The sequence below is a fragment of the Bradyrhizobium sp. HKCCYLS1011 genome (assembly GCF_051167795.1).
Classification (GTDB): domain Bacteria; phylum Pseudomonadota; class Alphaproteobacteria; order Rhizobiales; family Xanthobacteraceae; genus Bradyrhizobium.
This window is the reverse complement of sequence record NZ_JBNPTT010000007.1, coordinates 302,792-317,836: the sequence shown is the minus strand read 5'-3', so window position 1 is coordinate 317,836 and position 15,045 is coordinate 302,792. Positions and strand designations below refer to the sequence as shown.

11 protein-coding genes are annotated in these 15,045 nt (G+C 63.2%); 3 read left to right on the top strand and 8 right to left on the bottom strand.

Features of this window, described 5'->3' with window-relative positions; translation table 11 throughout:
- Window positions 1–773: 773 nt before the first annotated feature.
- The 3 genes from ACQR1W_RS24650 to ACQR1W_RS24640 form a co-directional block, all read right to left on the bottom strand.
- A complete protein-coding gene (locus ACQR1W_RS24650; protein WP_008967150.1) occupies window positions 774–3,872 on the bottom strand; it encodes a MexW/MexI family multidrug efflux RND transporter permease subunit in 3,099 nt (1,032 codons plus the stop codon).
- A gap of 78 nt (window positions 3,873–3,950) precedes the next feature.
- Window positions 3,951–5,141 carry an efflux RND transporter periplasmic adaptor subunit gene (locus ACQR1W_RS24645; protein WP_434853224.1) on the bottom strand — a complete coding sequence of 397 codons (1,191 nt, stop codon included), beginning with the start codon at window positions 5,139–5,141 and terminating at the stop codon, window positions 3,951–3,953.
- A 1-nt stretch (window position 5,142) separates the two neighbouring features.
- Window positions 5,143–5,826: a TetR/AcrR family transcriptional regulator gene (locus ACQR1W_RS24640; RefSeq protein ID WP_434853455.1), complete on the bottom strand. Its 684-nt coding sequence runs from the start codon at window positions 5,824–5,826 to the stop codon at window positions 5,143–5,145.
- Between the two features lie 257 nt (window positions 5,827–6,083).
- Here ACQR1W_RS24640 and ACQR1W_RS24635 point away from each other — a divergent pair, with 257 nt between their 5' ends.
- Window positions 6,084–7,319 (top strand): cytochrome P450, encoded by a 1,236-nt coding sequence (locus ACQR1W_RS24635; RefSeq protein ID WP_434853223.1) that lies wholly within the window; start codon window positions 6,084–6,086, stop codon window positions 7,317–7,319.
- Between the two features lie 193 nt (window positions 7,320–7,512).
- Here ACQR1W_RS24635 and ACQR1W_RS24630 read toward each other — a convergent pair whose 3' ends face one another.
- Both ACQR1W_RS24630 and ACQR1W_RS24625 read right to left on the bottom strand, forming a co-directional pair.
- Window positions 7,513–8,358, bottom strand: a complete 846-nt coding sequence (locus ACQR1W_RS24630; protein ID WP_434853222.1) for a VOC family protein — start codon at window positions 8,356–8,358, stop codon at window positions 7,513–7,515.
- On the bottom strand, window positions 8,355–9,614 hold the full coding sequence (locus tag ACQR1W_RS24625) for a Glu/Leu/Phe/Val family dehydrogenase (protein WP_434853221.1): 1,260 nt from the start codon (window positions 9,612–9,614) through the stop codon (window positions 8,355–8,357). The genes ACQR1W_RS24630 and ACQR1W_RS24625 overlap by 4 nt, the downstream gene beginning before the upstream one ends.
- Window positions 9,615–9,981: 367 nt before the next feature.
- Here ACQR1W_RS24625 and ACQR1W_RS24620 point away from each other — a divergent pair, with 367 nt between their 5' ends.
- A complete protein-coding gene (locus tag ACQR1W_RS24620; protein WP_434853220.1) occupies window positions 9,982–10,875 on the top strand; it encodes a sugar kinase in 894 nt (297 codons plus the stop codon).
- A gap of 39 nt (window positions 10,876–10,914) precedes the next feature.
- Here ACQR1W_RS24620 and ACQR1W_RS24615 read toward each other — a convergent pair whose 3' ends face one another.
- Window positions 10,915–12,150, bottom strand: a complete 1,236-nt coding sequence (locus ACQR1W_RS24615; RefSeq protein ID WP_434853219.1) for an NAD(P)/FAD-dependent oxidoreductase — start codon at window positions 12,148–12,150, stop codon at window positions 10,915–10,917.
- Between the two features lie 128 nt (window positions 12,151–12,278).
- On the opposite strand from ACQR1W_RS24615, the gene ACQR1W_RS24610 reads away from it, so the two are divergent.
- Window positions 12,279–13,070, top strand: a complete 792-nt coding sequence (locus ACQR1W_RS24610) for an enoyl-CoA hydratase/isomerase family protein (RefSeq protein WP_434853218.1) — start codon at window positions 12,279–12,281, stop codon at window positions 13,068–13,070.
- Between the two features lie 22 nt (window positions 13,071–13,092).
- On the opposite strand, the gene ACQR1W_RS24605 is transcribed toward ACQR1W_RS24610, so the two are convergent.
- The gene (locus ACQR1W_RS24605) at window positions 13,093–14,433 is read right to left on the bottom strand and encodes a TRAP transporter large permease (protein ID WP_434853217.1); all 1,341 of its coding nucleotides are present in this window, start codon (window positions 14,431–14,433) and stop codon (window positions 13,093–13,095) included.
- Window positions 14,430–15,014 carry a TRAP transporter small permease gene (locus tag ACQR1W_RS24600; protein WP_434853216.1) on the bottom strand — a complete coding sequence of 195 codons (585 nt, stop codon included), beginning with the start codon at window positions 15,012–15,014 and terminating at the stop codon, window positions 14,430–14,432. Before ACQR1W_RS24600 ends, ACQR1W_RS24605 begins: the two co-directional genes overlap by 4 nt.
- Between the last annotated feature and the right edge of the window lie 31 nt (window positions 15,015–15,045).

Sequence of the window (15,045 nt, the reverse complement as noted above, 5' to 3'; positions counted from 1 at the left end):
AACTCCAGCTCACTCCAACCTATGCGCCTGTGGTTCTGGGTCCCTGCGTTCGCAGGGACGACAGTGTGCGTGGGACTGCCCGACGGGCAATCAGCACATCGCTGCCCTGTGCGAATTGCCCGTCGTGTTAGTTTGTCGCAGGCTTGCGCGCTTGCCTCGTCGGGCAAATCAGGTCCAGATTTCCGCCCGTCCCGCCTCGATGAGAGGGGCGTATCGCGATCGTCACGGACGTGGAGCGCGGGATGCGGTGGACGCGGCAGCGCGCAGCGGAGCTTTGGCTTCGCAGACGAACGGGCTGTCGTGGACGGCGAAGTCGTGTGGTCCTGGCGCCCCGGTGCTGGCGCTAAGGCCGCGATGTTCATGACGAGCATTTGCGGGCGACGGGGGCAATCAAGCCGGTCCCCGGGGAGATCACGTATAAGCCGGTAAACCATCGCGCAGGGAAGGCCGGATGTTCGGCTGTCACCTGTGGTTCTGCCGCGTGCTTTCTGTTGCACGCGGACCATGGGTGCGGTCGGCACCCGGCCTTCCCTGCGCCCTCTCGATATTCGAGGGCGATGAAATCAGCACAACTCGGGCGCCGTGCGTCGCGGGAGCGGGCGATGTTGTCTTTGAGGATGAGGCATTGGCGTCGCTATACCCCAGGCGTCATTCCCCGCGAAGGCGGGGAATCCAGTACGCCGCGGCCTCTCGGGGAATCATTGGCGTCTCTGGAATACTGGATCGCCCGGTCGAGCCGGGCGATGACAGCGGAATGTGGAATGCGACCTAACTCAGCTCGCCTTCAGCGCATGCGATGGTTCGGCGTCGAACTCCTTGATTTCCTGGGCGCGCTTCGATTTCGCGGCCGCCTGGTGGTCGGTGGCAATGACGGTGTAGACCATCGGCAGCACGAACAGCGTGAACAGCGTGCCGATCGACATGCCGGCGACGACGACGAGGCCGATCGAGAAGCGGCTTGCCGCACCGGCGCCGGATGCGGTCAACAGCGGAATCAGGCCGGTGACCATGGCCGCCGTCGTCATCAGGATCGGCCGCAGCCGGATGCGCGCGGACATTTCGATCGCGGAGCGGCGGTCGAGTCCTTCGTTGAGCTGCAGCTCGTTGGCGAACTCCACCATCAGAATGCCGTGCTTGGTGATCAGCCCCACCAGGGTCAACAGGCCGACCTGCGAGTAGATGTTCATGGTGGCGGCGCCGAAGAACAGCGGGATCAAGGCGCCGACGATCGCCATCGGCACCGAGATCATGATCACGAACGGATCGCGCAGGCTCTCGAACTGTGCCGCCAGCACCAGGAAGATGATGATCAGGGCGAAGCCGAAGGTGACCGCGAGCTGGTTGCCTTCCTGCACATATTGGCGGGAGTCGGCGAGATAGTCGTGGCTGAAGCCGGCCGGCAGCTTCTTGGCCTCGCCTTCGAGGAAGTCGACGGCCTGTCCGACCGTCACTCCAGGCATCGGCACCGCCGAGAAGGTCGCGGAATTGAGCTGGTTGTAGTGGGTCAGCGCGTTCGGGTCCGTGCCGGTCTCGATCTTGATCACGGTGGACAGCGGCACCTGCTGCCCGCTGCCGGTCGCGACATAGTAATTGCCAAGCGATTCCGGCGACAACCGCTTCTCACGTGGCACCTGCGGAATCACCTGGTAGGAGCGTCCCTCCAGGTTGAAGCGGTTGATATAGTTGCCCCCGAGCAGCACGGCGAGCGTGTTGCCGAGCGACTGCATGGTGATGCCGAGATCGCTCGCCTTGGTGCGATCGATCCAGACCCTGACCACTGGCTGGTTGAACTCAAGATCGCTGTCGCTGACGATGAAGAGCCCGCTCTTGCGCGCGGCATCCTTCAGCTTCGTCATCTGCTCGTAGACCTGCTGGAAGCCGTTGGTCGAGTTGATCACCATCTGGATCGGCAGGCCGCCCGGACCGCCGGGCAGCGCCGGCAGGTTGAAGGCGAAGGCATTAACGCCCTCGATCTTGGACAATTCTGCCTGCACCAAGGGCTTCAGCGCCATCGCCGAGCGCTTACGCTCGTCCCATGGCTTGAGCAGCATGCCGGCGATGCCGCCCTGCGGACCGTTGATTCCGTTCAGCACGAAGGTGAGATCGGTTTCCGGAAACTTCTGGAACGCCTTGTTGAGCTTGTCGCCGTAGAAATTGATGTAATCGATGTTGGCGTATTTCGGCGCCTTGGTGATCGAGAACACGATGCCCTGGTCTTCCTCGGGTGCCAGCTCCTTGGAGACGTGCATGTAGAGGAAGCCGACGAGGCCGAGGATCGTGACAGCAAACAGCGCCGTGACCGGGCGATAATCGAGCGAACGGTCGAGCTTGCGGCCGTACCAGCGGGTCATCGCACCGAACACGCGGTTGACCAGCCGGGAGAAGCGACCTTCGTCGGCGCTTTTCAGCAGCACCGAGCACATCATCGGCGACAGCGTCAGCGCGATGACGCCCGACACGATCACCGAGCCGGCCAGCGTGAAGGCGAACTCGCGAAACAGCGACCCGGTGACGCCACCGAGAAGGCCGATCGGCGCATACACCGCGGCCAGCGTGATGGTCATCGAGATGACCGGGCCGACGATCTCGCGCGCACCCTGCAAGGCAGCCTGGACCGGTGGCTTTCCCTCCTCCAGATGGCGGTGGATGTTCTCGACCACCACGATGGCGTCGTCGACCACGAGGCCGATGGCGAGCACCATCGCGAGCAGCGTCAGCAGATTGATGCTGAAGCCCATCGCCAGCATCAGGCTGCAGACGCCGACCAGCGACAGCGGAATGGTCACGACCGGGATGATGACCGAGCGCAGCGAGGCCAGGAACAGGAAGATCACGACGATAACGATGAGGACCGCTTCGCCGAGCGTGTGCTCCACCTCATCGATCGACGATTGGATGAACTTCGTGGAGTCGTAGGCCACCTTCATCTTCATCGACGGCGGCAGGTTGCGCTCGATCTCCGGGAACAGCGCGCGAACGCCCTTGACGATGTTGAGTGGATTGCCCTGCGGGGTGGCCTGCACGCCGATGAAGATTGCGCGCTCGCCACTGAAGGCGACGCTGGCATCGGTGCTTTGTGCCGCCAGTTCGACGGTCGCGATGTCCTCCATGCGGACGAAACCGCCGTCCTTGGACTTCACGATCATCCGTTTGAACTGGCTGACGTTCTGCAGATCGGTGTTGGTCGTGACGTTGGAGACAATGAAGTAGCCCTTGGCCTGGCCGGCCGCGGCTTGGAAGTTGTTGGCCGCGATCGCAGCCGCCACGTCGCTCGGCGATACGCCCCGTCCCGCCATCTTGACAGGATCGAGCCAAAGCCTCATCGCGAAGGTCTGCCCGCCGAGGATATCCGCGGAGGCGACGCCATCGACGGTGGAGAGCACCGGCTGCACCACGCGCGTCAGATAGTCCGAGATCGCCGAGCCCGACAACTCCTCGCTGGAGAAGCCGATATACATCACCGCCGTGGTCTGGCCGGTGGTCTTGGTGACGATCGGGTCATTGGATTCCTTCGGGATCAGATATTTGACCGAATTGACCTTGGCCAGCACCTCGGTGAGCGCCTGGTTCGGATCGAAATTCAGTTTGACGTAGACCTGGATCGTAGAGGTGCCGAGCACGGAAGACGAGGTGATGTAGTCGACGCCTTCGGCCGAGGCCACCGCCTGCTCGATCGGCGTGGTGATGAAGCCCTGGATCAAGTCGGCGGACGCGCCGGGATATACGGTCGTCACGTTGACGACGGTGTTCGACAGCTTCGGATATTGCCGGATCGGCAGCACCGTGGCCGCACGCAGGCCGATCAGGAGGATCAGCAGACTGACAACGACCGACAGCACCGGGCGCTTGACGAAGATATCGGTGAATCTCATCGCGGCAATCTCTTCAGCAGAAGACGTTCCAACGACCGCGCGCATCATCGCGCGCGGTCAGCAGCAGTCAGGCCAGGCTCAGTAGCGCGGCGGCTTGGCCGGAATCGGGGGAGCCGGATCGGTCGAGATCGCGACCGCAGCGCCCGATTGCATCTTCACCTGGCCAAGCGCCACCACGCGATCCCCATCCTTGAGACCCTTGAGGATGACGGCGCGGCCTTCGATGCGATCGCCGGTCTGCACATAGGTGCGGTCGGCGGTCAGCGTGGTCTTGCCGTCGTCGCCCTTCTTCTCATTGATGACGAAGACGGAGTCGCCATACAGCGTGTAGTCGACCGCGGTCTCCGGCACGGTGACGACCGGCGGCTTGTCCGGCAGCACCACCGTGGTGGTCGCGAACATGCCGGGCTTGAGGATATGGTCCGGATTCGGGATCGTCGCCTGCACCCGGATATTGCGGGTGTCGGCCGAGATCTGCGGCTCAATCGTGGTGATCTTGCCCTCGAAGGTGCGGCTCGGATAGGCATCGACGTTGATGCGCACGATCTGCCCGACCTGCAGGTTGCCGCTGTCCTTCTCCGTCACCGTGAAGTTGGCCCAAAGTTCCGAAAGGTCAGTCAGCGAGACGATCTGCGTCCCGGCGCTCAGATATTGGCCGACCTCCACCTTGCGGACGCCGAGTTCGCCGTCGAAGGGGGCGCGGACCAGCTTCTGTGCGATCAGCGCCTCCGTCTTCGCGATCATCGCATTCGCCTGGTCGAAGGTCGCCTGCGCCTGATCGACCGTCGCCTGAGGCCCGAACTGGCGCGAGGCCAGCTGCTTGGCGCGGTCCAGCGAGAGCTGCGCGACAGTTGCCTGCGCCTTGTAATTGGCGAGATCGCCCTGGTCCGGGGCGTCATACAGCTGCAACAGAGGGGTCCCCTGTTTCACGGAGGAGCCAGGCGTGAACATGATGTCGGTGATGCGGCCGCTGACGTCGGAGGTGACGTTGACCTGATGCACGGCGGCGAGATCGCCGACCGCGCTCAACAGGTTCGGCACGGTCTCGGACTTGGCGACCGTGGCGGTGATGCTGATCGGCGGCGGCTTCATGTTGGCGAAGAACTGCGCGATCATCTTGTCGCGGAACATGTTGAACCAGACCAGGCCGCCGACCAGCAACGCCAGCAGACCGCCGACGATGAGGAACCACAGCACGGGTCGGGTCCGCTTGCGCGCCTTGTCGTCGATCGGCTTGCCGGACAATTTGGGTTCGGTCGCGATGTTCATGTCATGCACTTTCTGCCGTGACCGGTGGAACCAGAGATTGCGCCAACTCGCGGTCGAGATAGGACGCAATCGCGGCATCGGTAAGCCCGATACCACGAAGGATGAACTCAGAAAGCTGCCGCGCGAGCTTCGCGCCGCTTCCATACACGAGACATGGCGTCGCGGGCAGCCGGGTCAGCGCCGCGGTCAGCGCGGTGTGATGGGCGAACCAGAACAGGTCGAGCGGGGCGTCACTGCGCTTTGCGTCGCCGGCACGAACCGCCTGCTCCAACGACGAGACGAACATCCCGCCGATCAGATCAGCGAACCTGGCATAAAGCAGGCGCGCGAACTCGCCGTCATCGAGATGGCTTGTGACCATCAGTCGCATCCGCTGCTCTTCCTCATCATTCGGCCCGTCGGAGATCCCAAGGAAGTGGCGAACCATTCCGACCATCAACTTAACGAGCGTCGCGGTCGACGGCTCCTGTCCGAGCAGAAACGCCAGATCCGGGTCGGCCTGGCATTCCTCGCCCAGGATTTCCGCGTAGAGCGCGGCCTTGGACGGAAAATGCTTGAACAACAGCGCTTCGGAAATCGCCGCTGCCGCCGCCACGCTCTTGGTCGTGGTGCCTGCATAACCATAGCGCGCGAAGCAGCGCTTGGCCGCGCCAAGGATCAACTGCCGCCGCAGATCGCTAGTCATTCGCAAAGTCGACATCACTCGTGAGTAAATACTCACTTTACCATTGTCAAGAAATATACCGCAATGCGGGAGCAACGTCCGGCTAAGTCATTGTAATTGCGTGGTGCTCAAGAGAACACCAAGTCGCGAGGCCTGGTGTTCTGCGTTGCAACCGAAACATTCCAGCCGTTTTTCTTTCCCCCCACATCGTGCAAAATGCACGCGAGCGGCTCGACCGCATCTGACAAAAAATCGACCGCCGGAAGGATCGCCCCAGCATGAATGCCGCCGCTGCACGCGAGCTCGCGGCCGATTTCGATCTGCAAGATCTGACGCCGGACTTCTACGCCGACCCCTACCCGACCTACCGGGCCTTGCGGGATCACGCGCCGGTGAAACGGCTGCGCAATGGCTCGTACTTCTTGACGCGCTATGACGACCTCGTCACTGCCTACAAGACCACGAAGGCGTTCTCGTCCGACAAGAAGCGGGAGTTCGCGCCGAAATACGGCGCCTCCCTGCTCTATGAGCATCACACCACGAGCCTCGTTTTCAACGATCCGCCGGCGCATACGCGGGTCCGTCGGCTGATCATGGGCGCGCTGTCGCCGCGCGCCATCGCCGAGATGGAGCCCGCGCTGATCGCCCTGGTCGACCGGCTGCTTGATGCAATCGAAACAACGGGGCGGTTCGAGCTGATCGGCGATTTCGCCTCGGCCATTCCCGTGGAGGTGATCGGCAATCTGCTCGATGTCCCGCATGCAGAGCGGGCGCCATTGCGTGACTGGTCGCTCGCCATCCTTGGTGCGCTCGAGCCGGTGCTGTCGCCGGAGCAGTTTTCACACGGCAACGAGGCCGTGAAGGAGTTCCTTATCTATCTCCAAGACCTCGTCGCGCGGCGGCGCGCCCGGCCCGGCAATCCGGACCGCGATGTGCTGACCCGGCTGATCCAGGGAGAGGCAAAAGGCGAAGGCAATGGCGAGCGCTTGAGCGAGAAGGAATTGCTGCACAATTGCATCTTCCTGCTCAATGCCGGTCACGAGACCACCACCAACCTGATCGGCAACGGGCTGGTGGCCCTGTTACAGCACCCGTCCGAGAAGCGGCGGCTGACCGAGGCGCCCGATCTGATCCGCACTGCCGTCGAGGAGATCCTGCGCTACGAGAGCTCGAACCAGCTCGGCAATCGCGTCACCACCGAGCGTGTGGAGCTCGGCGGCATCACGCTGGAGCCCGGCACCTTCGTCACGCTGTGCATCGGCGCCGCCAACCGCGATCCCGCCCAATTCGAAGACCCCGAACGGTTCGACATCACGCGTGCTGCGAACCGTCACCTCGCCTTCGGCACCGGGGCGCATCAATGCGCCGGCATGGCGCTGGCGCGCCTCGAAGGCGCAATCGCGATCTCGCGCTTCCTGGCGCGGTTTCCCGACTACCGGCTCGCCGGCGAGCCGGTCCGCGGCGGCCGCGTGCGGTTTCGCGGATTCCTGAGCGTGCCCTGCGCGGTGAAATAGAGCGCGGCCAGCATCAAAACAGCCATGCCATAAGGCCGTCATGCCCCACGCAGGCGGGCATCCGGTCCGGCGAGCCATCTCGATCAGTTACGGGCGCCTCTGGAACACCGGGTTACCCGCCGGAGCGTGTCACCGGGGCTCGCCAAAGGCGAGCCCCGGTGGCGGGGACGACAGCGTTCGGGAACCTCTCACTTCAGGCGGTCCGCGCCGTCCGCTCCAAAATCAACGTATGAATCCCGCAGGTGCCGCTGTAGAGGCTCATGACCCGGGTGCCCGGTTTGCGGCCGATCCGCGGCTCGGAGACCTGCACGCCGGCCGCCAGCAGCCGCGCATGCGTGGCTTCGATGTCGGCGACGCGCCAGCTCAGGCCCCACAATCTGTCGTGCGCCGCATCGCCACCGGCCACCGGCCGCTTGACCACTTCGACGTTCAGGTCGCCGCAGCGAAAGAACATCAACTGCCCCCATTCCTGATGGGTGCGGTCGAGCGCCATGTCGAGGCCGAGCCGGGCACCATAAAGCGCAGCGGAGCGCTCGGGATCCTCGGTTGAGATCACGACATGATCGAGCCCGAGAACCACCGAATCCGCCGTAGCGACCGATGCAGGCCGCTCAGCCCCGAGCTCGAGGAAGAACATGCGGACGCCGCGGGTCAGATCGGTCGCAGTACGCGTGCGCTTCCAATGTATCGCGGCGCCGGAAAGGGCATCCGTGCTGTCCACCTCGACGATCGGGTCCGGCTTCAACGCGAGCCGGTCGAGCCTGCGATGCATCTTGGCGATATCATTGGTGCGGAAGCAGATGCTGGCGAGGCCCTCACCCCAGATCTTGATGACGTTGCGGATGCGATCGGCGGCGACACTGTCTCCTGACGGCGCCATCAACTCGAGGGTCATATTGTCGAGCGTGAACAGCACGCGCTCGGCGCCATCGTCGGCGTTTTTCCACGAGGGTTTTCGCGCGAGCAAGGTCTCGTAGGCAGCGGTGGCGGCCTGGATGTCCTCGATGAGGACGACGAGGTGATCGAGCCCCGTGATCACGGAAACAGCCCTCGCGTGTTCTTGGCGGCGCGGACCTTTTCCACGCCGATCGCCATCGCCGCGGTCCGGTGCGCGATATTGTCGGCGCGAACGCGGGAGAGCATGTGCTCGAAGGCGCGATCGAGGATCTGATATTCCCGCCGCATCACCTCCTCTTCTTCCCAGAACAACTGCTGCAGATCCTGCACCCATTCGAAGTAGCTGACCACCACGCCACCGGAGTTGCAGAGGATGTCCGGGATCAGGAAGATCTCCTTGCGCCGCTGCTCGAGCACGATGTCGGCATCGGGCGTGGTCGGACCGTTGGCGGCTTCCGCCAGCACGCGGCATTTCAGCTTTTCGGCCACCCGGCCGTCGATCACACGCTCGATCGCAGCGGGAACCAGAACATCACAAGCGAGCGTCAGGATCTCCGCCGGGTCGAATGCGAGCTCGGTCGAGAAGCCCGCAATGCTGCCGTGCTTGATCGCATGATCCATCAGCGCAGGGATATCGAGCCCGCGGTGATCATGCAGCGCCCCGGTATGGTCGCTGACCGCGATCACCTTCAGCCCCATCAGATGCAGGCCGAGCGCCGCGTAGGAGCCGACGTTGCCGAATCCCTGCACCACCGCGGTCGCCTTGGTCGGATCGATCGACAGCACGTCCATCACGCGCCGGGACAGATGGGCCACGCCGCGTCCGGTCGCCTCGCGGCGGCCCAGGGTGCCACCGGAAAATACGGGTTTTCCGGTCACGATCTCGGTCACGGTCTGGCCCTGGTACATCGAGTAGGTGTCCATGAACCAGGCCATGACCTGCTCGTTGGTGCCCATATCCGGCGCCATGACGTCGGTATGCGGACCGACAAAGGGGATCATTTCCTGCATGTAGCGGCGCGACAGCGACTCCAGCTCACGCTTCGACAGCTGGCTGAGATCGACAGTCACCCCGCCCTTGGCACCTCCGTAAGGCAGCCCGACAAGGGCGCATTTCCAGCTCATCCAGATCGCCAGCGCCGCGACCTCGCCGATATCGACTGACGGCGCGAAGCGCGTGCCGCCTTTGGTCGGCCCCATCGTCAGGAGGTGCTGGACGCGATAGCCCTCGTACACCGCGATGCTGCCGTCGTCGCGGTGGATCGGACAGGAGACGGTGATGGCACGTTTGGGCAACAACAGGCGGTCGCGCTCGTCGCTTGGGATGCCAAGATGATCGGCGATCACATTGAATTGCTTCGCCGCCATGTCGAACACCGGACCCGCATAGACCGTCATCGATCGCTCCTGGTTTCGAATCTGTGCTCCTTTCAGGATAGCGCGCGCGCAGGCGCTCCGGCAGGGGGCCCGCGGTTGTACTGGTCATTCTCGATCGCGTGGTAACGAATCTGCCAACAATTTCAGCGTTGATCCGCCTCGACCGATTGCTAATCTGGCTCGCCGGGGTTTGGTGCGGAGAATTTGAAGTTCCTATCGGTAATGCCCCCAACTTGCATCTGAGGAGCTTCCAATTCAAAACCGCACTGAAATCATGGATTTGCTCATGCTCCTGCTTCCAAAGCCGGCGCAGAGACCAACCCGACATGCGCGCGGATTCGGGAGCGGAGCACGGATTCCACCCCCTTAGCGGACGACGGAAGAGCTTATGCAGGCGCTTTTTATTGGACAGACCTACATCGACGTCACCTTCATCACCGACCATCTGCCGACCGGGGACGAGAAACACGTCGCATCGGATTATGCAGTCTCGTTCGGCGGCAATGCGGTGACCGCGGCATTCTGCTGCGCCAAGCTCGGGATCGTACCGGACCTGATCGCCACGCTGGCCAATGACTGGCTGGGGCGCATGTTCCAGGACATGTGCGCGAAGTACGGAATCTCGATGCACCCGCGAAAGGTCAATTCCTCGTCGCTGTCCTTCATCATGCCGAAGGACGGCAAGCGTGCGATCGTCCGCTGCCGTGACGACGCCCATATCCATCCTTTTCCGCAGCTTAATCTCGGCAACTGCCGTGCCCTGCATGTCGACGGCCACCAGCCGGATGCTGCCATTCACTATGCCAAGCTGTGCCGCGAAGCCGGCATCCTGACGTCGCTCGATGGTGGCGGCCTGCGCACCAACACCCATGAGTTGCTGGAATTCATCGATGTCGCAATCGTCGCCGAGCGGTTGTGCGAGCAGATGGATCTCACGCCGGAGAAGATGCTGGATTATCTCAAGAGCCGCGGCTGCCGGATCGGGGGGGTCACCATGGGCGAAAAGGGCTTGTTCTGGTATGATGAGACCGGCGCCGTGCGCACCCTGCCCGCGCTACCGATTTCGCGCGAGCGTGTGATCGACACCAACGGCGCCGGCGACGTCTTCCACGGCGCCTACGTCTATTCGTACCTCGCCAATCCCGAGAAGCGCTGGGCGGAGCATTTCGAGTTCGCACGCGCGGCTTCGACCTTCAAGATCCAGCGCCTCGGCAACGAGGCCGGCCTGCCCACACTCGCCGACATCGATGCGGTGAAGCAGGAATTCGAAGTCCGGGTCTGATCCAGTCGCAGCGAACTCTGCCTGGGGCCGCGTCGTCGTTTAGTTCAGCGCGCTCTTCAGATCGAAGTTCAGATCGGCCGCCTTGCGGGGGTCGATCGTGCCTTCGGCCGCGAGCAGCCTCCGGCCGAACATGTGATCGCCGGCGCGGTTGACGGATTCGATGCCAACCAGCCTGCCCTCCTTGTAACAGAAGGCGGAGAACGCCTTCTGCGCGGGATCACCGCGCAGCACCACCTGATCATAGCCGGTGGTGAGGCCGGCGATCTGCAGCTTGTCGTTACCCTGGTCGCTCCAGAACCAGGGCTGACCATCGTAAGGCTTGACGTCTCCCGTAAGCCGCGCGGCGACGCAACGGGCATGATCGGTCGCGTTCTGCACCGACTCCAGCCGCAGCGTGCCGCCGAAGCGCGGGCTGGCAAACAGCGCACAGTCGCCGATCGCCGAAATATGCGGGTCCGAGGTCAGCAGATATTCATCGACGACGATGCCCGAGGCGACCGGCAATCCGGCCTCAGACGCGATCTCGACGTTGGGCAGCACGCCGACGCCGACAACGACGAGATCGGTCGGGATATGCCGCCCGTCGCTCAGGCTAACACCCGTAACCTTGGCGCCATCTGCCTCGATGCTGGTGGCCTGGACCCCGAGATGAATCCGCACGCCGGCATCCGCGTGCTGCTTCTGAAAGTAGTCGGAGATCTCGGCCGTGACCGCGCGTGCCATCACCCGCGCGCCGAGCTCGAGCACGTCGACCTCGAGCCCCTTGATGCGGGCGGTCGCTGCGAATTCGAGCCCGATGAAGCCGGCGCCGATCACCACCACCCGCTTAGCACCGGCAAGCAGCGTCCGCAGCGACTCGCTGTCATCCAGGATTCGCAAGTAGCGCACATCGGGCAAATTGGCGTTGGGGATGTCGAGCAGGCGATTGCGCGCACCGGTCGCGAACACCAGGTGGCCGTAGTCGAGCGTTGCACCGGAGGCGAGCAGCACGTTGCGGGCGTCGCGATGGACCGCGACCGCGCGGTCATAGACGAGATCGATGTTCTGATCGGCATAGAACTTCTGCGGCCGGAACATCAAGGTCTCCGGCCCCCCGGTCCCTTTAAGATAGGCCTTGGAGAGCGGCGGCCGCTGATAGGGCAGATGCGCCTCGTCGTTGATCAGATGGATCGGGTCGGCGAAGCCCGCCTGCCGCAGCGACGTCGCAAGCTGAAAGCCTGCATGTCCTGCACCCACGATCACCACCGGGCCTTTTACCACCGCTCCCTGCCCCATCGCACCTACTCGCTATACTCGCGTTTGCCCGCCCGTCCGAGCCGGTTTGTCGCAAACTTCCTCGGGATTGTCACCGCCCCGGTCTGCGATTTAAATGCGGCCAACAACAGACACCTTGGGAGGGACCGATGCCGGACGCCATGCCCGCCGACGAACCCGCGCTGCTTTCGATTGACGGTCCGATCGCCACCATCACGCTCAACCGGCCCGCCGCGTTCAACGCCATCAACCTGCCCATCGCACAGACATTGGAACGCCTGGCGCTGCGGGTCGAGGCCGACAAGGAGGTCCGCGTGCTGGTCCTGCGGGGCGAAGGCCGGGCCTTCTGCGCCGGCGGTGATCTGCAGACCATCGGCGCCGCGGCGGAGGCGGATACCATCACGCCTGTGGTTGGCGAGCTCCTGCAGCACTATCATGCCTTCATCGCGGCTCTCAGGCGCATGCCAAAGATCGTGCTCGCCAGCGTGCACGGCTCGGCCGCCGGCGCGGGCATGTCGCTCGCCTTTGCCGCCGACCTCTGCATCGCCGCCGAAGAGGCGCGCTTCACCCCGGCTTATGCCAAGCTCGGCGTCTCGCCGGATGGCGGTGGTACGATCGGTGTGGTCGCCAGTGTCGGCGTCAGGCGCGCGTTGCAGATCTTTTTGGCCGAGGACAGTTTCACCGCAGCTCAAGCCTATGAATGGGGCCTCGTCACCAAGATCGTGCCGGCCTCGGATCTGGCAGCAGCCACCCGGGCGTTCGCTGAGCGACTGGCGCAGAACATGCCCGCGGGGATCGGGGCGACCAAGGCGCTGATCCATCGTGCGCCGACCAGCGCGGTCGAGGATCAGCTCGCAGCCGAACGCGATGCGATCATCGCATGCATGCACACCGACGAGTTCCTGACCGCGACGCGGAGGTTCACCCGTAAGGACAAATAGACGACCCCAGCCGGTGCGTCACTCAATTCGGACAGATGTAACCGGTACCGGCCGGCGATTTGAAGCAGCCGACCGATTCTGGAATCACATGCTTGGGCAGCCACAGCACAACGCTTGGGAAATAGATTGTGAAGGTGATCGTGATCAGGAACACGACATAGATCGGCAACGCCGCGCGCAACGCTTTTGCGAAACTGACGTTTACGAATTTGGACGCCATCAGCAGCACGAGCCCATAGGGCGGCGTGATCAGGCCGAAGGCGAGCGTCGCGATCAGCACCACGCCCATGTGCACCCCGTTGATGTCGCCAGCCTGCGTCAGCGCGTTGACCAGCGGCATGAAGATGATGATGGTCGGCACTGGCTCGATGAAATCGCCGATGATGGTGAACAGCAGCACCATCAACAGCATGATCAAATGCGGATCGTTGCCGGCAATCGCTGTGATCCAGTCGGTGATGAAGATGGCGCCGCGCAGATAGGCGAGCATCCAGCCGAACGCATTTGCGGCGCCGATGGTGATCAGCGGCAGCGAGAAGATCAGCCCCGCCAGGCAGAAATCGTAAGGGATCTTCTTCAGGTGACCACGGTTGAGCGCGGGAATGACGACCAGGATGATCCAGGCCACGGCGACCACACCGGCCTCAGTCGGCGTGAACCAACCGGTCAAGATGCCGCCGAGCAGGATCACAGGAATCATCAGCGGCAGGGCCGCATCTGCACCTGCGAAGATCACTTGGCGGAGCGGCGCGCGCGGCTTGCGCAAGCCGGAAGGACCGAAGAAGTAGCAGTAGATCATCAGTCCGAAGCCGATCATGAAGCCCGGCACGACGCCCGCCATGAACAGACCGGCGATCGAGACATTGCCGACCGCGCCGTAGACGACCGCCGTGATGCTCGGCGGTACCAGGGCGGCAATGGTGGAGGCGGCCGCAATGATGGCCGCGATGAACGCGGGCTCATAGCCCTCCCGCCGCATCGGTCCACCGAGCGCGCGGCTCATGACCGCGACATCGGCCGTGGTCGATCCTGACATTTCCGAGAAGAACATGCTGAAGACGACGACCACCTGCGACAACCCGCCCCTGATATGTCCGACCAGCGACACCGACAGGTTGGCGATCCGGACCACGACATTGGCCGAACTCATGAGTTCGCCGACCAAGAGAAAGAACGGGATCGCGAGCAGCGCCTCGGAATCGACGCCATCGAAGATCTTCTGCACGATCGCCGCGAGCGAGACGTCGGCGAGGTGGGCGCCGACGAACACGCCTGCCAGCAGCGAGAACGGCACCGGAACGCCGAGATAGCCAAACGACAAGAAGCAGACGGACATAAGCGCGAGGATAACCGGAGGGCTCACGTCCGATCGCTCCGACCTGCGCCCGTCTGCAGCGGCAAAATCACACCTTCCGATTCCAACAGCTCCGGACGGTCAAAGCCGTTGGCAATGCCGTTGACTAGCTGCTCGATGGCAAATAGCGCGATCAGCACGCCGGAAAGCGGTATGACGACATAGAGCGACGCGATCGGTGTGCCGGAGGGCAACCGAAAACTGCCGAAGCCGCGGAGGAAATTGAGGTAGCCGTACCAGATCAGGCACAGCGCGACGCCCAGCACGACGAGACGCAATACTATTTCGACGACAAGGCGCGGCGCGCCATGCATCGATTCGGCAATCGCGGTCAGATACAGATGATCGTTGCGGCGCGTCGCAACCGCAGCGCCAATGAATATCGCATAGACGAACAGGGTGGACGTAACCTCCTGCAGCCACAGCCAGGGATGACCTATGGTGCGCGTAACGATGTCGGCAGTGACAGACATCGAGAAGCCGAAGCAAAGAGCGCCGCAGAGCATCATCAGCACCAGCTCGAGCGCGTCCAGCTTACGCCACTTCAGATGACGCTGCCGTTGCAGCACGAGCTTGTCGGCGATGGACATCCGCTTCCTCGTCGTTCCCCGATCAATTCTC